Origin of the sequence: Paenimyroides marinum, from assembly GCF_900108395.1 — a bacterium.
In the GTDB taxonomy this organism is placed as follows: Bacteria; Bacteroidota; Bacteroidia; order Flavobacteriales; family Flavobacteriaceae; genus Flavobacterium; species Flavobacterium marinum.
On the sequence record NZ_FNXE01000006.1, the window covers coordinates 1 to 23642 of the forward strand.

Consider the following 23642-nt stretch of genomic DNA (forward strand, 5'->3'; position numbering starts at 1 on the left):
CAACTAATTTTGCCCTATTTGAAAGATTGCCCGTTTAGTAGTGATTTAAAATTAAGCAGCACCTATAACACGTGTTATTTTTTCTACTCCGTCTATGGCTTTGATATTTTCAATAAGCTTGTTTAAAACGTGGATATTTGGTACTATTACAGTGATTTGACCTGTGAAAACGCCTGCATTTGAACTTAATGATATGCTTTGTATATTCACATTCATTTGATTAGAAATTACGCGTGTTAATTCATTAGTCAATCCTAAACCGTCGATTCCTTTTATGGTTAAGGTTGCATTGAATTCCTGAACCGAAGAATCAATCCATTTTGCAGGTAAAATTCTGTAAGCGTAATTAGATTGCAGACTGATTGCGTTGGGACAATCTACTTTGTGTACTTTAATTCCTTCGTTAATGGTTACAAAACCAAAAACTTTATCACCCGGAATGGGGTTACAGCAATTTGCTAATTTATAATCTAATTTTTCGTCGTTTTTCCCGAAAACAATTAAATCTAACTTGGTTTCTGTTTTTATTTCAGGAGTATCTTTTCGAATGGTTTTCTTAAAGAAATTAAAAATAGCATTACTGTTTTTTTGACTTGCAAATTCTTTAAGCTGCTGATTTTCAATTTTTCCCAATCCCACACGGTAAAACAATTCCTGACTGGTTTTTAATTTAAAGAAATTAACCAGTTCGTTGACCGTTTTTTCGTCAAGAACAACTTTGAGATGTTTTAATTTACGGGTTAAAAGTTCTTTACCGTCTTCTGATATTTGTTTAACGTGTTCGTTTAGAGCATTTTTTATTTTATTTTTGGCTCGTGCTGTTGTTACAAATTCTAACCAGTGCGAACTTGGTTTTTGGTTTGCCGAGGTGATAATTTCTACCTGATCGCCCGAATTTAATTCGTAATTCAGCGGAACTAACTTGCCGTTTACTTTGGTACCACGGGTTCTTAAACCAATATCGGTATGTATGCTGAAAGCGAAATCTAAAGCGGTGGCTCCTTTGGGCAATGATTTAATTTCACCTTTTGGCGTAAAGATATATATTTCTTTTGCATAAAGATTCAATTTAAAATCTTCGACAAAATCAACAGCGTTTGCTTCAGAATTTTCTAAAGTTTCTTTAAGTAGATTCAACCATCTATCCAGACTGTTTTCTTCGGTGATACCTTGCTTGTATTTATAATGGGCTGCATAACCTTTTTCGGCAATTTCATCCATTCGCTCACTGCGTATTTGTACTTCAACCCAGCGACCTTTTGGTCCCATAACGGTAATGTGTAAGGCTTCGTACCCGGTTGATTTAGGCGAAGAAATCCAGTCGCGCAGTCTGCTTGGCGAGGGGCGGTAATGGTCTGTTACGATAGAATAGATTTTCCAGGCAATGAATTTTTCATCGGCAAGTTCTGATTTATAAATGATACGGATTGCAAACTTATCATATACCTGATCAAAGGTAACACCTTGCGCCTTCATTTTTCGTCGTATCGAATAAATAGACTTTGGTCGTCCTTTAATGGTAAAATCTATGAATTCTTTCTCTAACGCCTCGTTTAAAACCGACGTGATGCTTTCTATGTAAGCATTTTGCTCTTCTTTACTCTCTTTAGTTTTGCTTAAAATATCATTGTAAACATCTGGTTCGGTGTATTTTAAACCTAAATCTTCTAACTTGGTTTTAATGTTAAACAAACCCAAACGGTGTGCCAGCGGAGCATAAATATAAAGTGTTTCAGATGCAATTTTAGCCTGTTTATATGCCACCATAGATTCCATTGTCTGCATATTATGCAAACGATCGGCTATTTTTATTAAGATCACACGCACATCATCATTTAATGTAAGCAACATTTTACGATAATTTTCTGCCTGAAGTGAAATATCCGGATCGGGTTCCATTCTTGAAATTTTGGTTAACCCCTCAACAATTTTAGCAATTCGGGGGTTAAACATACGCTGAATGTCTTCAACCGTAATATCGGTATCCTCAACAACATCGTGCATTAAAGCTGCAGCAATAGCTGTTGATCCCAGACCAATTTCAGATGCAACAATTTTAGCAACAGCAATAGGGTGGAAGATATACGCTTCACCCGATTTTCTTCTTTGATCTTTGTGTGCATCAACGGCAACATCGAACGCTTTGCGGATCAACTTCTTGTCTTCATCGTTAAGTGTTTGATAACTAATGCTTAAAAGTTCTTTATATTCCCGTGCAATTTCTTTGTTTTCTTTTTCTATTTCTTCTTGTGTCATAAAACGCCCATTTTCTTGTTTAAATATACTAAATTTCTGAACGCTGTATCTATTTTTATAAAAAAAAGGAGCTAAAAAGCTCCCATATATTCATTATTACGATTCAATCTACTAAAACACATAAAACACACCGGCTGAATATTGTGCATGAGAACCCGGTCCCTCTGTTGAGATATTGGCTCTTCCCATTGCTTCAACATTTAAACCAATTCTTCTGTAAAATTTATCATGGTGGTAACGTGAACTCTTTGTTGCTGGTATATCGGCAATCCAGATATTAAGACCTCCACCGGCACTTGCCATGGTTAAATCGGTTTCGTTTAAACGTAAATGCCCAACTCCTGCCTTTATATAAGGATCTGCGACAGGAATGTTAAACAAACCACCCAAGCTGTAAGCTAATGATCCATTAAAAGAAGTAACTGTAATGTTTTTGTTTTCAACCAATTGCCCGTTCATTGAATTGCCAATTTCCATTTCATTCATAGAAAAATCGGCTTCAACGGTTAAATTCGGTAAAAATTCATAACCTATCATTACTTTTCCGGGGATTCCGCCTGAAATCATGCTGGCACCTTCTGGAACATCACTGTGGTTAAAGTTAAAATCCATCATATTGTAACTTACACCCACTCTCCATTTATATTCCTTCGTATAACGTTCGTACTTATGAATTACCTGTGCCTGTGCAGAAAAACCAAAAAGTCCCAATGCAAAAAAAGCTGCTAATATTGTTTTTTTCATAAATCTTTAAATTTTTTATAAATATAGCGAAAATTTTAAATAATTATATTTTTTGATCATTTCTTTGTCGTTTTGCCTCGAAAATTAATACCGCTGTCGCAACCGACACGTTCATTGAATCGATCTGACCTTCCATTGGTATAATGATGTTAGCGGTTGACTGTTCACGCCAGACAGTACTTAAACCGATTGCTTCGGTACCCACGACAATAGCTGAACCTTCTGTGAGATTGACAGAAAAATAAGGAACGGCTTCTTGTAAAATGGCACTATAAATAGCTATGTTGTTGTTTTTAAGAAAGTTGATGGTTTCTTGCGTACTTGCCGTTGCGATATTGTTTGTGAAAATGGCACCCACACTTGAACGAACAATGTTTGGGTTGTACAAATCGGTTTTGGGGTCGGCTATGAGAACGGCATCAATGTTTGCAGCGTCTGCCGTACGCAATACCGCTCCAATATTCCCGGGTTTTTCTAAAGATTCTAAAACCACAATTAATGGATTTTTGGGTAATTGTAGATTTTCTAATGAATGATCTTTGGTTTTGGCAACGGCAATGATTCCTTCAGTACTTTCTCTGTAAGCGATTTTTTGATACACTTCTTTCGAAATGTCAATCAATTCCGTATCAATCGAAATCAAACGTTTGAAATCATTGAGTTTATCTGATTCAAATAAATCAAAACAAATTAAAAGTTGCTCTATTTGGTAAGCATTTTTTAGTGCGATTTCTATTTCGCGAATGCCTTCAATTACAAATAATTGTGATTTTTTGCGGGCTTTGCTTTTTTCCTGCAACAGAAAAATATCTTTAATCAACTGGTTTTGTAGGCTGGTAATTTGTTTCATTTAAATAATTTCTTGTCGCTTAATTTCTAAATATTTATTCAGCAGATTTACCGATAAATCGGCAGGTTTGGTATAAACAGTCTTGATTCCGTGTATTTGTAACTGTTGAATAATCAGTTGTTTTTCGTACACAAATTTAGATGCTATGGTTTGAATATAAATATCTTTTGTTGAATTTATTTTTTTAGAATGTACTTCATTTAATAAAGTGTTTTCAAAAATAATTACCAATAATACGTGTTTTTTTGCCAATGCCCTCAAATAGGGCAACTGACGATTCATGGCGTCTAATGTTTCAAAATTGGTAAAAAGGATTAACAAACTGCGTTTTTGAATTTTCTTTAAACTATCTGTCAATACATATTCGTAATTTGATTCTTTAAAATTGGTGGTAATATGGTATAAAGCATCTACAATTCTACGTATTTGTAAGGGTTTGTTGTCTGCTTTTAAAAACACATCGGTTTTTTTTTCAAAAGTCCATAATCCGGCTTTATCTTGTCGTTTTACAGAAATATTGGCTAACATTAACGCAGCGTTAATTGAATAATCTAATAAGGTCATTCCGTCAAAAGGCATTTTCATTGTTCTGCCTTTATCAATCAATAAATAAACGTTTTGAGCTTTTTCTTCCTGATAATGGTTTACCATTAAATGCTGCTTTTTAGCAGACGCTTTCCAGTTAACATGTCTTAAATCATCGCCCAAAACATATTCTTTAATTTGTTCAAATTCTGATGACTGACCTATTTTCCGTGTGCGTTTAATACCGTTTGGTAATAAGGCTGTTTTTGAAGCCAGTAGTTCGTACTTTCGTAAATTCAAGAAACTTGGATAAACCGTAATATTTTCATTTTCAGAAAGTTTATAGCGTTTACTTACCAGTTTGATTAATGTGGATGCATACACATTTGTTATTCCAAAATTATATACGCCACGTTGTTTTGGAATGACAAAATAGGATAAAGATTGATGGGAATGTTTTAAGAAATCGGTCGTTAATAAGAAATTCCGTTCCTGGAACTGAAAAGGCAATTCGTCTATTATTTCAGCAGAAATTTGAAAAGGATAATTGTTTTTAATTTTTAATACAATTTCATTTTTATCGCCATTTGACAATCGTTCCGGCACAATCCGCTCCATTGAAATTCCTTCCTTGGTATGAAAAAGCATAAAGGTTTCAATAGTAACAAATGCTAAAATCATCAATAAAAAAACAATGGCAGCATAGAAGAAAACAGACACGAAAAATCCGGTAACAAATAGAATAAATGTTAGCAATAAGGCTAAATAAAAGCGTGTATTTAGATATAGAAATTTCATTTAGTTGCTGTTCTTTCTTACATAAATTGTGCTGAAAAGTAGTGTATTCATTAGCGGGGAATTTCTACTGTTTCAACAATTTGTTTAACCACATCTTTAATGGTAATGCCTTCCATTTCGCGTTCAGGAGCCAGAATTAAACGGTGATTTAATACATAATAAGCAACGTATTTAATGTCGTCGGGTGTTACAAAATCGCGTCCGTTGATTAAAGCAAACGATTTACCTGCGTTTAAAATAGCAATGGAAGCACGGGGCGATGCACCTAAATACAAGAAATTATGATTGCGGGTATTGTTTACAATTTGTGCAATAAACTGAATTAAATGCGGTTCAATTACCACTTTTTGTGCCAATTGTTGCAATTCAATTAACTGCTGTGCGTTTACCACCGGATTTAACAAAGATGTTTTGTCAGAATGATCGTTTGTCTGCTTTAATTGCAACAACTGAATTTCTTGTTCTAATGTGGGATAATCAATAGTGATTTTCATTAAAAAACGATCTAATTGTGCTTCGGGCAAAGCATACGTTCCTTCTTGTTCAATAGGATTTTGCGTGGCTAAAACCAAAAACGGCTGTTCCATTTCGTAGGTAGTTCCATCAATGGTAATTTGACGTTCTTCCATTACTTCAAACAAAGCTGCCTGTGTTTTTGCGGGGGCACGGTTGATTTCGTCAATCAGTATAAAGTTAGAGAAAACCGGACCTTGTTTAAATTCAAAATTATTGCTTTGATTGTTAAAAATTGATGTTCCTAAAATATCAGACGGCATTAAATCAGGTGTGAACTGGATACGTGAAAAATCAGTCTGAACAGTTTTTGCAAGTAATTTTGCGGTTAAGGTTTTTGCCAATCCCGGAACACCTTCAATTAAAACGTGTCCGTTCGAAATCAATGCCACTAAAAGTAAATCAATCAATTCTTCCTGACCAATAATTACTTTGTGCATTTCGGTTTTAATCGCTGCAATCTGGTTTTTTAATTCGTCTAAAGGAATGCGGCTGTTGAATGATATTTCGTTATTTTCTATGTTTTCCATAATCAATAGTTATTTTTTGTAACAAATGGTTGAAATGAATTAAGTCTTTTTGTGTGTATTTTAAATTTTTATCAAAATGAATGATGAAATATACAAAATCATTGATATCTTCTTTAGCAGCTAATGATTTTTGCTGTAATTTATTTTTGAAATCATTGTCAAGGTTTTGTGTTGTAATACCCCATTCGGTTCTGATAAAATGCAATGCGTATTTGATCTGTTTGTCTAAAAGTTGGGTGTGGTTGTTTTCCTGGTAATACAAATTTCCGACAGTTTCTATGTATTCAACGGTTGAATTTTTAACAGGTTCAATTACAGGTACGATACGTTGTCTGCGTTTTCCGTAAAAAATCATGTACAGAATTAAGCCAATAATTAAAGTGTACCAGGCAAAACGTAAACTTTTGTATTGAAACAGCACTTTAAAAATGGAATTGCTGCTTTCGATTTCCCCGCTGTCATAATTTTGATCAAACCAAACAATATGTTCTTTTTTAAGAAACGCTGCAAAGTTTTCGGCAAAAACAAAGGTATTAGCTTTATTGTTTAACAGATAATAATTGGTCAGTAGAATAGGAGTGTTGCTGATGTAAATGGTTCCCTTGCCAAATTTTCGGGACACAAAAGACAAATTACTGTTTAATTTTGCGATAGCCGTAAATTTTTCGGGCTCTTTTACTGTAAAAATAGTATTGTATTCGTTTTTTATTTTTAGGGTATCTTTTTTTGATGAGTGAGCAACAAAATGCAGATTATTGGTTTTGATACTACTTGTTTTAATATTTAAGGTATCTAAAATAATGTTACTTGCATAATAAAAAGATTCTGATGCAATGACTAAATCAGCTCCGTTTGAAACTTTTTCTAAAATTTGTTTCGCCGAAATTTCATCGAAACCATAGCGGTTTTCAACAAACAAATAAGTGGTTTTACTGGCTGTTTGCTCATTGTCTAAAAAATATTCATAAGGCGATAAAGCTGTTTTGGTTAACGTTTGGGTGGTTAATAATTTGGGTAATTCTTTATTAAAAACGTACAATCCATAAGGATTTTTACTTTTGGTATTGAAATTTTTATCCCAGTTGATTGGATTTGGAAAATAAAATTGAATAAACACCACAACCAATGCCGCCAATAAAAAGTACACCAAATATTTAATGTATCCGCTTTTCATTATTTTTTGTTTATTAGTTGTATAAAATGCTCTTCGATTTTTAAAAAATCACTTTCAGGAATATCATGGTAACCATACCAAACGTTGTCATAAATATAAGAAACATACTGAAAAGCCGTTTTGTTGGCATCAACAGCAATTTCTTTTAAATATTGCTTGGTGGTTTTGTTGGGTTCGTACTGGATCAGCTCGTTTTGTGACCAGTTTTTTAACAACCACAAATAATAATAACGAATGGCTTTTCGCAAATTGTTTTCTTGTTTTGCCTTTTGAGTGAGTTCATTGAAATCTATGCGGTCAATGTTTTCTTCGATGAATTTTTCGCTGATTACTTGTTCTTCTTTTTTAGAAAACAAACGGATAAATCCTTTTTTATTCAGATAATAAACCAAAAATGCTAAGGCAATGATTAACAGAAAAGCCAAGATGATATTGATGATTTCATCTAATACATACGACGTTTCATCGGTATCTGTTTTAAACCAATCTAAGAAATCACGCCACCATTCACGCAAGCGAGCCAAAAAACCATTTTCTTTTTTTACATCATACTGAAATTCTGAGCCCGAATAATTCTCTTGAAAATCAGGAGAAAGATTGCGTTGTTTTACCGTTTCGTTATTTAATGGGACTAATATGCTGTTAAGCGTGTCTTTTGATAGATCAGTATGGGAATATTCTGTAACCTCTGTTACTATTTCTGTTGGATTTGTAAGGGTATCAAAAGGCTGATCGGTCTGTGAAAAAACCGATGAACTGATAAACAACATTCCAAAAAGAAGAGATTTATTCATATTTTCCTATTTCATCAATAGATTGACGCATAGTGTTGTATTCTAATTTTTCGCGTTCAGAATAATAGACCAATCCGGTTTGTATCAATAGTAAATGACCTAAAATCATACTTACCAGGATGGAAAAGCAATAAACCAAAACCATTGCCACCATAAATATTGAAATGGAATCATCCATATTTTCTAAACCTCCGGTACCTTGTTGTGTTCCGAAAAACATTCCAAACATTGTAATCATGTAAGGTATAATTGTTACAATGGTACTGATTACCTGAGCAATAATCATCATACATAAACTGGCGCCTACAATGTTCCAAAAGTTGTTGGTAATTGTGTAAAAGGCATGTTTGAACGCATCAAAAAACGATTGTTTTTTATCGATATAAAAATATAATGTTAATGAATACCAGGTCATCAAGAACGGAATAAACAATATAAAAGCAAAAATTCCGATAATAATGAACGTTAAAATTGCTGCAATGGCAAAACCTATTATTCCTACAATTAAAAAAGTAATCAGGCTTAATAAGCCAAAAAGCAACAATCTGCCCAAATCATTTTTAAAGAGTTCGCGTACCGAACGCAATTGTGGTTTTTCTTCGTTGTTTTTTGCCAATAAATGCAGGTAATAAACAGGGTAAGAATAATTTAATAACGACAAATAAAGCGATACAAAAATAAGGGCAATAATACCAACAACAAGCATTACAGCGTTTTCGGTAACAAAGGCATTGTCAAAGGTTTCTGCCGCCTGAGTATAACCAAAACTTGTTGTCAATACCCGGTAGTAAAACGTGCCAATTACCGACATTGCAACCATAAGCAGCAACAAGGGAACAAAAGAAAATTTCAGGTAATTTTTAAAATAATTTTTCCCGTGTAGTTTTAAAAACTGAAAGGTATCTGATATGAATTCGCCAAATCCGCGGATTTTAAATAATTGAAATGTATTATGCATGTTTAAGTGTTTTTTTATGAACTAAAATGGGATATACAAAATAATAAAACGTAATCAACGCCAACGTACTTATAATGATTAAATAATTTAAAGTGTTGGGCATTTCTTTTGCATATCGGGTAATATACCCTTCGATCATTCCTGCAAAAATAGTAAAAGGCATAGTACTTATAAACAATTTAAAGCTGTTTTTAAACCCTGTTTTCAACGATTGCATTCGGGTATATGTTTCGGGAAACAAAATGCTGGCTCCTAAAATAAATCCGGCAGTTACTTCGATAATAATACCCATAATTTCCATAGAGCCATGTAACCATATTCCGCGGATACTTTCAGTAAAAACGCCTTTTTCATAAAAGAAATACTGAAAACTGCCCAACATAATGGCATTTTGTATCATTACATAAAATGTTCCTAAACCAAGAAAAATGCCATAGATATAACAACGCATTCCCACGTACAAATTGTTTAAGGTGATACCAAACGCGCTTCCCCAGTTAGATGAACCTTGGTAAACCGCCATGGCATCGCCTTTTGCAATGTTATCTAACGTTTTATTTACATAGGCATCGCCTAAAATTAAACGGACAAACCGTTCGTCATAAGCGGCAGAAATAACACCTATTCCCACAAAAATCAAAAATAAAATCAGCGAAAAATAAAGAACTTTTCGGTATTTATAGGCAATCAACGGCACTTCATGAAAAAAGAAAGTACTTAAAACGTTGCCCTCATATTTATAACTGGTATAAACCTTTTGATGCACCGTACTTGCAAGGTTGTTTAAATAAGCAGTAACGTCGCTTTTAGGATAATAGGTCTGTGAGAAAGCCAAATCATTGCTTAACTGAACATACATTTGAGACCAGTCATCGGCAGAAATTTTATTTTTTATGGTTAATTGTTGCTCAATATCTAACCATTTTTCTTTATTTTGTTTTATAAAAGCAATTTCTCTCATATCTGCTAAAATATAAATAATGACCGAAATAACTATAAACACTGCACAAAATGTTGCAATAAATTTTAGACCGGCATCGTTAGGTGAACGCATTGTGGCGTTTATTATTGATATGGCTATAAAAATGGCGTATGTGTTTGCTGTTTTGTATTTAATGTATGAAGTATTTCATTTGCAACGACTTTTAAATTCGTTAGACAGTTGGGAGCAGGGTGTGGTTATGTTTGCACTTTTTATACCGTTTATTTTTTACACTTTATTTTTTGAAAGCTGGACAAACGGACAAACCATAGGCAAAAGAATAATGAAAATACGCGTGGTGAAAATCGAAGGTTATCAGGCATGCTTTTCAGATTATTTTAGTCGCTGGCTGTTTCGTTTGGTTGATATTTATATTTTATCGGGATTACCGGCTATATTAGGAATCATTTTTAGCAGCAAAAGTCAAAGGTTAGGGGATATGGTAACCGATACCACCGTGATCAGTTTAAAATCTAACGTAAAATTAAACCATCGTTTTTTAAATGATCTGTCTGATGAATATGTTGTCACTTTCCCCACGGTTTTGCGGTTGTCTGATCACGATATGAATATCATTAAAAAAGCATACAACACGGCAATTATTCAAAATGATGTACTGATGATTAATGAACTGGTATCAAAAATTGAAGAGGTAACCACCATAAAGAATCATCAATTAAATTCTCATCAGTTCATCCAAACCGTTATCAACGATTTTAATCATTTAACAAGCAGATGATTTTTACCATATTAGATACTTTAGGACTTATTGCTTTTGCTATTTCAGGTGCATTGGCAGGAATGACAAAAAAATTAGACTTTTTTGGCGTTTTTATCATTGCCATGGTAACGTCAATCGGGGGCGGAACTTTACGCGATTTGCTAATAGGAAACACACCTGTTTTTTGGTTGTTGAATTTGCAAACATTTTATATTGTAACCGCTTCCACAATCATTGCTATTATTTTTAGAACCCGGTTAAATAGTTTTAGAAAATCACTTTTTTTGTTTGATACCATCGGAATTGGAATCTTTACCATAACAGGTATCGAAAAAGGCTTATTGGTAGATTTAAGCCCGATTGTTTGTATTTTACTCGGAACAATTACCGCTTGTTTTGGTGGTGTAACACGTGATATTCTGTGTAATGAAATTCCGGTAATCTTTAGAAAAGAAATCTATGCAACCGCTTGTTTACTTGGAGGAACTATATTTTTTATATTAAAATTTCTCAATATAAATGATGATTTTATATACATTGCCACTGCCGGAACCATTATTTTAATCCGTTTGTTAGCTGTTAAGTTTCACTGGACTCTCCCACAGATTGGGATTAAGTAAATATAAAAAAATCATTTTGATTAAGTCATTCATTATCTAAAAACTTCTTAATTTAAAGTAGTTTCTTATTAACAAAATCTTTTAACTCTTTGTTAAAAAGAAATACAAATTAGGCTGCATAAATAATAATAGCTATCTTCAAAAAATAAGTTTAATTCTGTGCTTAAAACAGAAAAAACAATTTAAAAATATGAATGATTTCTTTGGAGCTCCTCCCATTTCTTATAACAGTATTAAAGATTTAGAACAACAATCTGGTGATTTAATTATTTATGCCATTCCGTTGATGGCTTTTTTTACCGTCCTTGAAATCTGGTATTCCTGGTACTCTAACAAACGTAATTACGACACAAAAGAAAGTTTGGGCTCTTTATTTGTAGGTTTAGGAAACGTAGCTATTAATTTACTTTTTAAATTGGGGTTTATTTATGGGGCTGTTTATATTTATAACATGGTTCCGTGGAGAATGGAATTAAACTGGTGGACTCTTTTTCCTTGCTTAATAATTTACGATTTTTGTAGCTATTGGGCACATTATGTTTCTCACTTTAATCGGTTTTTTTGGGCCACTCATGTGGTACATCACAGTGCCGATAATTATAATTTAACTGTTTCTTTTAGATTAAGCTGGGTTCAGCACTTTAAATTATTGTTCTTTTTACCGTTGGCTTTTTTAGGTTTTCATCCGGTAATATTTTTTATAACCAATCAAATTTCGGTATTGTTTCAGTTTTGGCAACATACTGAATACATTGGAAAATTACCTAAAATTGTGGAAAACATCTTTGTAACGCCCTCTAATCACAGAGTACATCATGGATCCGACGAAAAGTATATCGATAAAAATTTTGGTGCTATCTTTATTTTCTGGGATAAATTGATGAAAACATATCATCCCGAAGAAGAAACACCAACCTATGGAATTACTACAAAAATGAATCAGAAACTGAATCCTTTATATTTAAACTTTCACGAATATGAAACGATGATCAATGATATCAAAAAGGCAAAAACAATTAAACAAAAATGGTTCTTTGTTTTTGGAAGTCCCGGTGCTATTGATAGATTAAAAAAAAGTGTAAAAAAATAAAAGGATTTAACAATTATGTTAAATCCTTTTTTGATGATTATTCTTTTTTAAGATAATCTCTTAAAACATACTGAAGAATACCATTGTTTCTGTAATATTCTATTTCGATAAGAGAATCCATACGTGCCATTACTTGGAATTCTGTTATTTTTCCATTAGGATGTGTTGCTTTAACATCTAAAAGTTTATGAGGAGTCAGATTGTTTTCCAAACCTGTTATATCAAACACTTCGGTACCGTCTAACCCCAAATTTTCAGCATTTTGACCCTTAACAAACACTAATGGTGCAACTCCCATTCCTACTAAATTGCTGCGATGGATACGCTCAAAACTTTCAGCAATAACTGCTTTAATTCCTAATAAATAAGTGCCTTTTGCAGCCCAATCCCGCGATGATCCCGATCCGTATTCTTTACCGGCTAAAACAATCAAAGGAGTATTTGTTTTTTGATATTCCATCGCCGTTTCAAAAACTGTATTTACCACTCCGCTTGGAAAATGTTTACTGTATCCGCCTTCTTTATCTGCAATTTTATTTTTGATACGTACATTGGCAAACGTTCCGCGCATCATTACTTCGTGATTTCCTCTACGTGAACCGTACGAATTAAAATCTACTTTTTCTACACCATGAGAAATTAAATATTTGCCTGCGGCACTATCTTCGCGAAAAGATCCTGCCGGTGAAATATGGTCTGTTGTTACCGAATCGCCCAAATACAATAATACACGGGCATTGGTAATATCAACAATACTATCAGGATGTACCTGAAGATTTTCAAAAAACGGAGCTTCTTTTATATAAGTAGAAGCATCATTCCATTTAAAACGCTCATCTAAGCTCACTTCAAGATTTTGCCAGTCATCAGATCCATCGAAAATTACATCGTAAACTTCCTGAAAATCACCTTGTTTTACACAATCATTCACTGTTTGAATAATTTCTTCCCTGCTTGGCCAGATGTCTTTCAAATAAACAGGTTGTCCGTTAGGATCGTAAGACAGCGGATCATTCATTAAATCAATATCAACTCTGCCAACCAAAGCATACGCAACTACTAACATGGGCGACATTAAAAAATTCATTTTTACCTGAGGATGCACCCGGGCTTCAAAATTTCTGTTTCCTGAAAGTACTGATGCTCCTACCAGTTCGCCTTTATCAACAGCTTCGGCAATATGCGGAGGTAAGGGACCTGAATTCCCTATACATGAAGTACATCCGTATCCCACCGTATGAAATCGAAGAGCTTCTAAATCAGCAGTTAGGCCAGACCTGTCTAAATATTTTGTTACTACTTTTGAGCCCGGTGCTAAAGAAGTTTTTACCCATGATTTGGTACGCAACCCTTTTTCTATCGCTTTGCGGGCCAACAAACCTGCACCAATCATTACTGCCGGATTTGAAGTATTGGTACAACTTGTGATGGCTGCAATGACGATACTTCCGTCGCTTAAAATAAATTCCTGATTTTTATATTTAATCCGTACAGATTGCATGGCATCTTTTACCACTTCCAGATCAGATTCTTTTTTCATGGGAACCTTTCCAAAGGTAAATTCTGTACCTGAACCACCATCGGCAAGCCAGGCAGATTCTTTTCTTTCAGAAGGTAAAATATAGCTGCGATTGTTTTCCTGATCCAGTAAATTAGCAAACTGATTGCCTAAATCTTTAACCAATATTTTATCCTGAGGTCGCTTAGGACCTGATACGGTAGGTTCTAAAGAAGATAAATCGAACTCAACAACAGAAGAAAAGGTAATATCTTCATTGCCCGTGCGCCACAAAAGATTTTCTTTGGCATATTCTTCAACAATTTTAATCTGTTGTTCAGAACGGTTGGTAGATCTCATATATTCCAATGTACGATCATCAATAGGGAAATAGGTAATGGTACAGCCAAATTCCGGAGACATATTGGCGATAGTTGCCCGATCGGTAACTGTTAAATGATCTAAACCGTCGCCAAAAAGTTCTACAAATTTTCCCACCACACCTTTATCTCTAAGCACTTTTGTAATAGACAGTACCATATCGGTTGCGGTACAAGCTTCGGGTATTTTTCCTGTTAGTTTTAATCCGATTACTTCCGGACAAGTAAAGAAAATAGGCTGACCTAACATGGCTGCTTCAGCTTCAATTCCGCCGGCACCCCAGCCAACAACGCCTAAGCCATTAACCATTGGCGTATGCGAATCGGTTCCAACTAATGTATCGGGAAACAACCAATCGTCACGTTCAATAATTCCTTTTGCCAGATATTCTAAATTTACCTGATGACAAATACCCATTCCGGGAGGCACAACTGTAAAGTTTTTTAAGCCGTTTTGTGCCCATTTTAATAATTCGTACCGTTCGTTATTACGTTGATATTCTAACGCAACATTTTTTGCATACGAATAATCTGTTCCAAAATTATCTACCTGAACCGAATGGTCAATTACCAAATCTACAGGAATTGCCGGATTAATTTTCTGTCCGTCTTTTCCGTGACGAACAAACTCTGCCCGAAGTGAAGCCATATCCACCACTGCCGGTACGCCAGTAAAATCCTGCATTAGAATACGTGCCGGTTTAAAAGGAATATCCTTATCTACAGGTTGCGGAGTCCAGTTCACAAGGGTGTTAATATGTTCATCGGTGATACTGAAACCATCGTAATTTCTCAATACATTTTCAAGCAAAATTCGGATACTGAAAGGCAGATGCTTTACCGTACCTTCCGGTATATCTTTTAAGGAACAATAACTAAATGTTTTTCCGTTTATGGTTATTGTTTTTGTAGATTTTGGATTCGTGTTAGTCATAATAAAGTTTTTATAGCCTTATAAAGTTAGGTAATAATTGAATGGAAAGCAAATAAATATATAGTGACTAAGAAGTTAGTATAGTACGAATATAGGAATTATTAATTACTTCAATGAAAGAACTACTAATTCTTATATGTTTAAATACAAAAAGACGTTGATTTCCCAACGTCTTTTTGTTTTGCGGAGAAAGAGGGATTCGAACCCCCGGACCTGTTACAGTCAACAGTTTTCAAGACTGCCGCATTCGACCACTCTGCCATTTCTCCTCGGTCTCAACTAACATTGTTACCTTTGTTAATTGTGGTGCAAATATAAAATGATTTTTTTATTCTACAAACAATTTTTTTAAAAATTAATATAATCTACAATTTCCAAACCATAGCCAACCATACCCACGCGTTTACCGTGTTCTGAATTACTCATTAATTTAATTTTTGAAATATTGATGTCATGAAGAATCTGAGCACCGATACCAAAATCCTTAGTGTCTAACTGTATTTTGGGTGCTTTTACCATTTCATTGGTTTGTGCCTGTAATTCTTTAAGTTCACTTAAACGTTTTAATAAATCAAGGGTGTTGTATTCTTGATTGATAAACAATATAGCTCCTTTACCTTCTTTCTCAATGGCTGTAAACATTTGGTCTAACTTTTCATCTTGATTGTTGGTTAAATTGCCTAAAATATCATTGTTTACCTGTGATGAATTGATTCTTGTTAAAACAGCATCTCCATTATTCCAAACGCCTTTGGTCAAAGCAATGTGCACTTGCTTGTTGGTTACCTGTAAATAGGCACGTAAACGGTAGGTTCCAAATTTTGTTTGAATGTCAAAATCTTCTTTCTTTTGAATTAGACTATCATGCTTCATTCGGTAAGCTACCAAATCTTCAATTGAGATTAATTTCATGTTGAATTTTTTGGCTACTTCAACCAATTGAGGTAAACGAGCCATAGATCCGTCTTCGTTTAAAATTTCGACTAAAATTCCTGCAGGCTTCAATCCGGCTAATCGCGCTAAATCAACAGCTGCTTCTGTGTGACCGGTTCTTCGTAAAACACCACCCTCTTTAGCGATTAAAGGAAAGATATGTCCGGGACGACCTAAGTCTTCGGGTTTGGTATCGTCTTTTACTAAAAATTCAATGGTTTTTGATCGGTCATGTGCTGAAATTCCTGTGGTGCATCCGTGACCAATTAAATCAACCGAAACGGTAAATGCTGTTTGATGCAAAACGGTATTGTTGGTTACCATGGGTTTTAAATCCAGCTCTTTACAGCGTTTTTGGGTTAAAGGTGCACAGATCAATCCACGACCATGCATTGCCATAAAGTTGATCATTTCGGGCGAAACCATTTCTGCGGCGGCTATAAAATCGCCTTCATTTTCACGGTCTTCGTCATCGACTACAATAACTATTTTTCCTTGACGGATATCTTCAATAGCTTCTTCTATCGTATTTAATTTTATATCAGACATTTTCTGTGGTGTTTTGTTTCTTTTTAAATTTTGTTTTAAAGTAACTTGTTATTGGGTATAACAAATTATCAATGCTGTTTATACCTCGATCTCGTGTGGCTTTATAGGTAAAAGTAATTGCCATTGGCAGTAGTACCAATGTAGAAAGCCAAGTGCCAAAAAAAGGTGTAATACCGTTTTCTTGCGCCAGTTTTTTTCCGAATGTATTGATAAAGTGATAGGTTATAAATATCAATACGGCAAAAACCATTGGCAATCCCAAACCACCTTTTCTAATAATAGCTCCAAGCGGTGCTCCAATAAAGAACATTAACAAACAGGAAAAAGCAATGACGAATTTCTCGTACAAAGCAATCCAGTGGCGGTTAATGTATTTCGATTTTTCGGTTAACGAATTTTTATTGTTGGTAATATTGAACCGGATGCTTTCGGCAACGGCTGAAGCGTTAGAATATAAACTGATTTTTTCGCTACGTGTTTTAAAGGTAAGTAACGAATCTAAGCTGACGTTTTTATATGCTATTTTACTATCTCTTTTGTTGTTAGATAAAAACAGGCGGTTGTTGTCGTTATCTGCCTCAACTTGTACCTTTTGTTCATTTTTCAGATTAACGTTTAATGAATCAATGGTATAATTTAACTGCGAAATATTCATCATATTGGCAGTATTTGATATTTCTTGAAGTTCTTGTTCCGAATTGTCAAATTCAGATACATCAATACTCATGATATAATGCTTGAATTCAGATTTTACAAACGGTTTGGTAAGATGGCTTTTTTTAGATGTTACGTCTTCGTAATAATTTCCGTTAAACAAATGCAGCTTTAAAATAGGACTGTTTTCATGTGTTTCAATCCGTCCGGTATTTGCCTTGATAACCGTTTTGTTTTGATTGTTTTGCTGGCTGATTACGTGCATGGTTACATTGCGTAATTGTTCATCTTTTTCGCCATATTTTTCATCCACTTTAATATTCAGTGCACCTAAACTGGTAAATTGCCCCGCAGTAATTGCCATTGCCGGTTTGGTATGCAAAATATCTCGCCGCATGTTTACAAACTTAAATTCAGATTTTGGTGCGATATTGTTTACAAACCAAAAAGACAATCCCGATAAAAGCAAAATGAAAATAATCAATGAACGCATGGCTCGCTGCAACGAAATTCCTGATGATTTCATGGCGGCAAATTCGTAGTTTTCAGAGAAATCACCAAAAGTCATGATCGACGCCAAAAGAACCGATAAAGGCAGAACCATCGGAATCATTTTAGGCGAATAAAAAAACAAAAACTTAAATATGGTGATAAAATCAAGGTCTTTACCGGCTAAATCACCAATAAAGACCCAAATTCCCTGCAATACAAAAATGAAAAACAAGATTGCAAATACCGAAAAAAAAGTTTTTACGAAACTTGTTAATATATATCGATCAAGTATTTTCACGTGTTACTTTAATCTAAATTGTTGATGTAATAATTTGGATATTTTGATTTTGTAAAGGTAAAAAGGTTTTTTGACAAAGTTTGATTTGTTTTAAAAGATTTTATGGTAATTACCGATTTGCTTCCGCCTTTATAAACATCGGTTCGGTTGTAAATATTTTTTGTTTTGGTATCGATGCCCAAATAAATCTCATTAACGCTTTTTTTATCTGTAGGAATCAATTTTATATACTGGATTGTTTTGCCGTTTATCGTTTGTTTTTTATCCCACACATAACTGTATCCTTTTTTATAAAACGACAATAAATTACCAATGCTAACCGCTTGCGTTTCTGCTGAATTGGCACTTGCAATGGTTACTTCTTCATCATTTGGGTTGATGATATACGTTTTTGATCCGTCAAAAATCTGCGTGATTCCCATAAATTCAGCCACATATTTTTCGCCCTGTATGGTAGCTTTACCGCTGGTTTCCTCTTTACCGTTGTTAAAGCTAAAATCAATTACCATATTGTTGTAACTTTTGGTTTTTGCAGAAACTTCGTCTAACAATGTTTTGGCTGCAGCTGCATTTTGAGCATAAGTTGATATGCTTATAAAAAAAATGGAAATTAGTGTTGCTAATCTTTTCATTTACATTTTGCTTTTTTCGTTTTCTAAAAATTCGTCTAATGAAACCAAATCCGGAATATTAACCGAACGTGCTTTACTTCCTTCAAAAGGACCAACGATTCCTGCCGCCTCTAATTGATCGATTAATCGACCGGCGCGATTGTATCCCAATTTTAGTTTTCGCTGAAGCAACGATGCCGATCCTTGCTGTGCCGTAACAATAATTTCGGCAGCTTCGCGGAACATTACATCGCGCTCTGATATATCAATATCAAGACTTGTGCCACTTTCTTCACCAACATATTCAGGCAACAGGTAAGCATCTCCATAACCTTTTTGAGATCCGATAAATTCCGTTATTTTCTCTACCTCAGGCGTATCTACAAATCCACATTGTACCCGAACGGTATCATTTCCTTGTGTGAATAATAAATCTCCACGACCTATCAATTGATCGGCTCCAGGACCATCTAAGATGGTACGTGAATCAATTTTCGACGATACACGGAAAGCAATACGTGCCGGGAAGTTTGCCTTGATAATACCCGTAATTACGTTTACCGACGGGCGTTGAGTTGCAATGATTAAATGGATACCAATGGCACGGGCTAATTGTGCCAAACGGGCTATAGGTGTTTCTACTTCTTTGCCTGCCGTCATAATTAAATCGGCGAACTCGTCAACCACCAAAACAATATAAGGTAAAAAACGGTGTCCGTGCTCCGGATTTAATTTACGTTGCTTGAATTTTTCGTTGTATTCTTTAATGTTTCGAACCATCGCATCTTTTAACAACGAATAACGGTTGTCCATTTCAATACACAATGAATTTAACGTATTAATTACCTTAGTATTGTCAGTAATAATCGCATCTTCGGTATCTGGTAATTTTGCTAAAAAGTGACGTTCAATTTTATTGAATAATGTTAATTCTACTTTTTTTGGATCGACCAAAACAAATTTTACTTCGGCAGGATGTTTCTTGTACAACAATGAAGTTAAAACAGCATTTAAACCCACTGATTTTCCTTGTCCGGTAGCACCCGCCATTAATAAATGGGGCATTTTTGCCAAATCAAAAACAAAGGTTTCGTTTGAAATGGTTTTCCCAATCGCTACAGGAAGTTCCATTTCGGCATTTTGAAATTTGGGTGATAAAATCAATGATTTCATTGATACCGTTGTTGGTTTGGTGTTTGGTACTTCGATACCAATCGTTCCTTTACCCGGAATAGGTGCAATGATACGGATTCCCAAAGCTGATAACGACAAAGCAATATCGTCTTCTAAACTTTTGATTTTTGAAATACGGATACCGGCATCGGGCACAATTTCGTATAAAGTCACCGTGGGACCCACAGTTGCTTTAATTTGAGCAATACCAATTTTGTAATTGTTCAGCGTTTCAACAATTCGGTTTTTGTTTTCTTCTAACTCTGCCTGGTTAATGGTAATGCCGCCGGTAGTGTGTTCATATAACAAATCGCTGGGTGGGAACTGGTATTTAGATAACTCTAACGTGGGATCAAACAAACCAAAATTTTCAACAATTTTGTTCGATAAATCATCCGTTAAAGGTTCTTCTTCTTCAATGGTTTCAATAATAAATTCTTCGTGATGTTCCACCTTTGAGGTTGTATCAGAGACGGAAAATTCTTTTGGAGCATCTGTTTTTTTCTCTGTTTTGTTTAACTCAAAAGCAACTTCGTTAGTCACTGTAGGTATTGCCATTTCTTTTGTAACAGGAACAGACGGAATGTTTGGTTTTTCTTCTTGTTGTTTTACAGGTTGATTGCTAACGGACGGTACAGGCTGTGTAGAAATAATTTCTTCTGCTTTTTCAAGATTGTCCTTAAGCCGGGCATGCGTATTAGAAACTACGCTTGTGAACACTTTAGGTGCCATTTTTACTCTGAAAATCAAATAAAAAATTACAAGGAAAAGAACAACAAGCATGGTTCCGATCTGACCGATGTAATCTTGCAGATAATCATTCATTTCAAAACCAACAACTCCACCTAATAATGGATGACTTGCACCAAAATGACCAAGAGTAAACGATAAAACCAAAATGGCAAACACATCCCAAAAAATCATTTTTCGTAATTTTTCTGCTTTAAAACGGATACCAAACCAAAGGGCTATTTCGCCAAATATTTTAATGAACAGAAAAGATGCAATACCAAAACCTTCAAAAATAAACTTGTGCGAAAGCCATGCTCCTAATTTTCCTACCCAGTTTTGTGGTTCTACCTCGCGGTTGCCCAGCTCATTTACCAAACTTTGATCGTAAGAACCTGTGGTAAAATACGAAATAAAACTACAAAGCAGAATAATGGTACTCATTAAAAAAATAGTTCCAAAAATAAAACTTAGGCGTGCACCATTAGTTGCGGTTTGCTTTGTTTTTGGCAGAACCTGTTTATTTACGGTTTGTTTGGCAGATTTTTTTTTCTTAGCGGTCATTTTAAAATATTTTTGGTAAATAAATAATAGCACCAATAATTATGGCGGTAAATGCCGCAAATGTAACGGCACCGGCTGCAATATCCTTTATAAATCCTATTTTTTTATCGAAACTGGGTTGAAGGTAATCACAAATTTTTTCAATAGCGGTATTTAATCCTTCTGCGGTTAAAACCAGACCTGTTGCAAATATCTGAAACATCCATTCCACCGAACTGATCTTAAAATAAAAACCAACAACACACATTGCTGCACTTATAATTAATTGCGTAATAATACTGTGTTCTGTGGTGGTTAGCAGATAAAATCCTTTTAAAGCGTAGGTTACACTTTTAATTCTACCTGAAATAAACGATGTTTTTTCTTGATTCATTAACAAACAATTTAGGCAAAATTACTGAAAATATTTGGCAATGTAAATTTGCAGCCAAACAAAATATTACGAAAGACAGAAGTTACTTAGTGCCTAGAGATGGAGAGCAGCCCTGTGTCTAAAAACGAATACTTCGGACGAATCATCAACGAAAGACCTCTTTGAGTTTATCCCAAAGAATTTAATACACGACAAAAATTATAATTAATTAAAAATAAAATAAAGTGCTTAGGGCAAGTAATGGACTGAACCAACTGGAAGTTTGGTGAAAAAAATATCAATATTCTAATGTTGGGTGTAAGTTACAAAAATGTAGCTTTTCCATTGATGTTCATAATGTTGGATAAAAGAAGGAACCCTAATACTGCTGAACGGATGGCTTAAATACAGGATTGTATCGATTGGTTTGGTAAAGATTGTATTGACTGTTTATTGGCTGACAGGGAGTTTGTTGGAGAAGATTGGCTGTCGTTTTTGAATCAAAACCGCATTCGATATTATATCAGAATACGGAATAATTTCAAAATATACTGTCCTAAAAAACAAAAAGAAATAACCGCTTGGCATTTATTCAATAATATGAAAATAGGGGAAGTAAGGCACTATCATAAGATTGTAAAAATGCACGGACAATCTTGTTATCTCTCAGGAGTAAAAACCATAAAACACGGGAATAGAACTGTATCGGTTTTTAAATACGGTTTAGACTACATAGCAGAGTGTTTATTATCAGGTTTCATTAATCTAAATATCAGTATTTTAATCTTTTTGTCGTGTATTTAATTACGAAATATAAAAAAATTATTATTTGAATAATAAAAAATATTTATCTTTACCCCGTAATTTAAAATTCAAAGAATGTTTAACCAATTACATCATCATCATTTTCATACTTGCACTCAAGCGAGCTGAGAATGATATGCTGTAAATTCAAAATATCTAAATCTAATCCCGTTTGAGTAAATCAAACGGGATTTTTCTTTTTACAGTTTTTCCATAGTTAAGATTTACTCAAACATTTAATAAATATTAAAAAATGAGTAAACTTAAAATTGCCATTCAAAAAAGTGGCAGACTTAGCGAAAAATCAATCAAGCTACTGGAAGAATGCGGAATTAAATTTCCGAATGGTGGTGGAAAACTAATCACGGAAGCTACTAATTTTCCAATTGAAATTTTGTTTTTGAGAGACGATGACATTCCCCAATACGTTGAACAACAAGTCGCTGATCTAGGCATCATAGGGGAAAATGTTCTGGTTGAAAGTAAAAAGAAAATCAATCTCGTTGAAAAGCTTGGTTTTTCTTCCTGCCGGCTGAGTCTGGCAGTTCCTAAAGAAACACAATACGAGAGTCTGGAATTTTTCAGAAACAAACGCATCGCAACCTCTTATCCCAATATTTTATCGGAATATTTTCAGAAACTACAAATCGAAGTAACTATAGAAGTTATATCAGGAAGTGTAGAAATTGCACCGGGAATCGGTTTGGCAGACGGTATCTGTGATATTGTAAGCAGCGGTAGCACCCTGCTTTCGAATGGTTTAAAAGAAGTAGAGAAAGTGCTGGACAGTCAGGCGGTTTTGGTAGCAAATCATGATTTAGAAGATTCAAAAAAACAGATTTTAGAAAAACTGTTGTTCCGTATCCAGTCCGTTCGGAAAGCGAAAGAAAACAAATATATTTTATTGAATACCCCAAATTCTAAACTGGAAAAAATCAAAACAATTCTACCAGGAATGAACAGTCCAACCATTCTGCCATTAGCAAAAGAAAGTTGGAGCAGCTTACATTCAGTTATCAGAGAAGACAAATTCTGGGAAGTCATAGACGAACTGAAAGAAGCAGGAGCAGAAGGAATTCTTGTTATTCCTATCGAAAAAATGATTGTGTAAATGAA

The 23642-nt window shown here is 34.4% G+C and carries 19 protein-coding genes and 1 tRNA gene; 4 read left to right on the plus strand and 16 right to left on the minus strand.

Features of this window, described 5'->3' with window-relative positions:
- Positions 1-51: 51 nt before the first annotated feature.
- From BLW20_RS03295 to BLW20_RS03330, 9 genes are all read right to left on the minus strand, one after another.
- Positions 52-2256, minus strand: a complete 2205-nt coding sequence (locus tag BLW20_RS03295; RefSeq protein WP_091096326.1) for a RelA/SpoT family protein — start codon at positions 2254-2256, stop codon at positions 52-54.
- 111 nt (positions 2257-2367) lie between these two features.
- Positions 2368-3000: an outer membrane beta-barrel protein gene (locus BLW20_RS03300; RefSeq protein ID WP_091096328.1), complete on the minus strand. Its 633-nt coding sequence runs from the start codon at positions 2998-3000 to the stop codon at positions 2368-2370.
- Between the two features lie 43 nt (positions 3001-3043).
- A complete protein-coding gene (locus BLW20_RS14645) occupies positions 3044-3850 on the minus strand; it encodes a TrmH family RNA methyltransferase (protein ID WP_177165021.1) in 807 nt (268 codons plus the stop codon).
- On the minus strand, positions 3851-5173 hold the full coding sequence (locus BLW20_RS14650) for a DUF58 domain-containing protein (protein WP_177165022.1): 1323 nt from the start codon (positions 5171-5173) through the stop codon (positions 3851-3853).
- 50 nt (positions 5174-5223) lie between these two features.
- Positions 5224-6216 carry an AAA family ATPase gene (locus tag BLW20_RS03310; protein ID WP_091096329.1) on the minus strand — a complete coding sequence of 331 codons (993 nt, stop codon included), beginning with the start codon at positions 6214-6216 and terminating at the stop codon, positions 5224-5226.
- Positions 6197-7390: a DUF4350 domain-containing protein gene (locus BLW20_RS03315; protein ID WP_091096332.1), complete on the minus strand. Its 1194-nt coding sequence runs from the start codon at positions 7388-7390 to the stop codon at positions 6197-6199. The genes BLW20_RS03310 and BLW20_RS03315 overlap by 20 nt, the downstream gene beginning before the upstream one ends.
- Positions 7390-8184 carry a hypothetical protein gene (locus BLW20_RS03320; RefSeq protein WP_091096334.1) on the minus strand — a complete coding sequence of 265 codons (795 nt, stop codon included), beginning with the start codon at positions 8182-8184 and terminating at the stop codon, positions 7390-7392. Before BLW20_RS03320 ends, BLW20_RS03315 begins: the two co-directional genes overlap by 1 nt.
- Positions 8177-9142 carry a hypothetical protein gene (locus BLW20_RS03325; protein ID WP_091096335.1) on the minus strand — a complete coding sequence of 322 codons (966 nt, stop codon included), beginning with the start codon at positions 9140-9142 and terminating at the stop codon, positions 8177-8179. The genes BLW20_RS03320 and BLW20_RS03325 overlap by 8 nt, the downstream gene beginning before the upstream one ends.
- Positions 9135-10103 (minus strand): stage II sporulation protein M, encoded by a 969-nt coding sequence (locus BLW20_RS03330; RefSeq protein WP_091096484.1) that lies wholly within the window; start codon positions 10101-10103, stop codon positions 9135-9137. The genes BLW20_RS03325 and BLW20_RS03330 overlap by 8 nt, the downstream gene beginning before the upstream one ends.
- A 19-nt stretch (positions 10104-10122) precedes the next feature.
- On the opposite strand from BLW20_RS03330, the gene BLW20_RS03335 reads away from it, so the two are divergent.
- From BLW20_RS03335 to BLW20_RS03345, 3 genes are all read left to right on the plus strand, one after another.
- Entirely contained in the window at positions 10123-10863 is a 741-nt protein-coding gene (locus tag BLW20_RS03335) for an RDD family protein (RefSeq protein WP_091096337.1), read from the plus strand.
- Positions 10860-11465, plus strand: coding sequence for a trimeric intracellular cation channel family protein (locus tag BLW20_RS03340; RefSeq protein ID WP_091096339.1), 606 nt, complete (start codon positions 10860-10862; stop codon positions 11463-11465). Before BLW20_RS03335 ends, BLW20_RS03340 begins: the two co-directional genes overlap by 4 nt.
- Before the next feature lie 190 nt (positions 11466-11655).
- Positions 11656-12555: a sterol desaturase family protein gene (locus BLW20_RS03345; RefSeq protein ID WP_091096341.1), complete on the plus strand. Its 900-nt coding sequence runs from the start codon at positions 11656-11658 to the stop codon at positions 12553-12555.
- A 37-nt stretch (positions 12556-12592) separates the two neighbouring features.
- On the opposite strand, the gene acnA is transcribed toward BLW20_RS03345, so the two are convergent.
- The 7 genes from acnA to BLW20_RS03380 all read right to left on the minus strand — a co-directional run bounded on the left by acnA (position 12593) and on the right by BLW20_RS03380 (position 21743).
- The gene (gene acnA, locus BLW20_RS03350) at positions 12593-15367 is read right to left on the minus strand and encodes an aconitate hydratase AcnA (RefSeq protein WP_091096343.1); all 2775 of its coding nucleotides are present in this window, start codon (positions 15365-15367) and stop codon (positions 12593-12595) included.
- A 184-nt stretch (positions 15368-15551) separates the two neighbouring features.
- A tRNA-Ser gene (locus BLW20_RS03355) sits at positions 15552-15636 on the minus strand.
- A 79-nt stretch (positions 15637-15715) separates the two neighbouring features.
- Positions 15716-16849 carry a 3,4-dihydroxy-2-butanone-4-phosphate synthase gene (gene ribB, locus BLW20_RS03360; protein ID WP_091096345.1) on the minus strand — a complete coding sequence of 378 codons (1134 nt, stop codon included), beginning with the start codon at positions 16847-16849 and terminating at the stop codon, positions 15716-15718.
- Complete coding sequence (locus BLW20_RS03365; protein ID WP_091096347.1) at positions 16842-18293, minus strand: LptF/LptG family permease; 1452 nt, start codon at positions 18291-18293, stop codon at positions 16842-16844. Before BLW20_RS03365 ends, ribB begins: the two co-directional genes overlap by 8 nt.
- Before the next feature lie 8 nt (positions 18294-18301).
- Positions 18302-18925 (minus strand): outer membrane lipoprotein periplasmic chaperone LolA1, encoded by a 624-nt coding sequence (locus BLW20_RS03370; RefSeq protein WP_091096349.1) that lies wholly within the window; start codon positions 18923-18925, stop codon positions 18302-18304.
- Complete coding sequence (locus tag BLW20_RS03375) at positions 18926-21370, minus strand: DNA translocase FtsK (protein ID WP_091096487.1); 2445 nt, start codon at positions 21368-21370, stop codon at positions 18926-18928.
- Between the two features lies 1 nt (position 21371).
- A complete protein-coding gene (locus tag BLW20_RS03380) occupies positions 21372-21743 on the minus strand; it encodes a diacylglycerol kinase family protein (protein WP_091096351.1) in 372 nt (123 codons plus the stop codon).
- A 1036-nt stretch (positions 21744-22779) separates the two neighbouring features.
- On the opposite strand from BLW20_RS03380, the gene hisG reads away from it, so the two are divergent.
- Entirely contained in the window at positions 22780-23637 is an 858-nt protein-coding gene (gene hisG, locus BLW20_RS03385; protein WP_091096353.1) for an ATP phosphoribosyltransferase, read from the plus strand.
- Positions 23638-23642: the final 5 nt, after the last annotated feature.

Excerpts from the sequence above, each read along its gene's own strand:
- BLW20_RS03330 (WP_091096484.1), bottom strand. The coding sequence starts at position 10,103 with ATGAGAGAAATTGCTTTTATAAAACAAAATAAAGAAAAATGGTTAGAT.
- BLW20_RS03335 (WP_091096337.1), top strand. The coding sequence starts at position 10,123 with ATGACCGAAATAACTATAAACACTGCACAAAATGTTGCAATAAATTTT.
- BLW20_RS03375 (WP_091096487.1), bottom strand. The coding sequence starts at position 21,370 with ATGACCGCTAAGAAAAAAAAATCTGCCAAACAAACCGTAAATAAACAG.
- BLW20_RS03295 (WP_091096326.1), bottom strand. The coding sequence starts at position 2,256 with ATGACACAAGAAGAAATAGAAAAAGAAAACAAAGAAATTGCACGGGAA.
- BLW20_RS03340 (WP_091096339.1), top strand. The coding sequence starts at position 10,860 with ATGATTTTTACCATATTAGATACTTTAGGACTTATTGCTTTTGCTATT.
- BLW20_RS03315 (WP_091096332.1), bottom strand. The coding sequence starts at position 7,390 with ATGAAAAGCGGATACATTAAATATTTGGTGTACTTTTTATTGGCGGCA.
- BLW20_RS14645 (WP_177165021.1), bottom strand. The coding sequence starts at position 3,850 with ATGAAACAAATTACCAGCCTACAAAACCAGTTGATTAAAGATATTTTT.
- BLW20_RS03345 (WP_091096341.1), top strand. The coding sequence starts at position 11,656 with ATGAATGATTTCTTTGGAGCTCCTCCCATTTCTTATAACAGTATTAAA.
- ribB (WP_091096345.1), bottom strand. The coding sequence starts at position 16,849 with ATGTCTGATATAAAATTAAATACGATAGAAGAAGCTATTGAAGATATC.
- BLW20_RS03300 (WP_091096328.1), bottom strand. The coding sequence starts at position 3,000 with ATGAAAAAAACAATATTAGCAGCTTTTTTTGCATTGGGACTTTTTGGT.
- BLW20_RS14650 (WP_177165022.1), bottom strand. The coding sequence starts at position 5,173 with ATGAAATTTCTATATCTAAATACACGCTTTTATTTAGCCTTATTGCTA.
- acnA (WP_091096343.1), bottom strand. The coding sequence starts at position 15,367 with ATGACTAACACGAATCCAAAATCTACAAAAACAATAACCATAAACGGA.
- hisG (WP_091096353.1), top strand. The coding sequence starts at position 22,780 with ATGAGTAAACTTAAAATTGCCATTCAAAAAAGTGGCAGACTTAGCGAA.
- BLW20_RS03310 (WP_091096329.1), bottom strand. The coding sequence starts at position 6,216 with ATGGAAAACATAGAAAATAACGAAATATCATTCAACAGCCGCATTCCT.
- BLW20_RS03380 (WP_091096351.1), bottom strand. The coding sequence starts at position 21,743 with ATGAATCAAGAAAAAACATCGTTTATTTCAGGTAGAATTAAAAGTGTA.
- BLW20_RS03320 (WP_091096334.1), bottom strand. The coding sequence starts at position 8,184 with ATGAATAAATCTCTTCTTTTTGGAATGTTGTTTATCAGTTCATCGGTT.
- BLW20_RS03370 (WP_091096349.1), bottom strand. The coding sequence starts at position 18,925 with ATGAAAAGATTAGCAACACTAATTTCCATTTTTTTTATAAGCATATCA.
- BLW20_RS03325 (WP_091096335.1), bottom strand. The coding sequence starts at position 9,142 with ATGCATAATACATTTCAATTATTTAAAATCCGCGGATTTGGCGAATTC.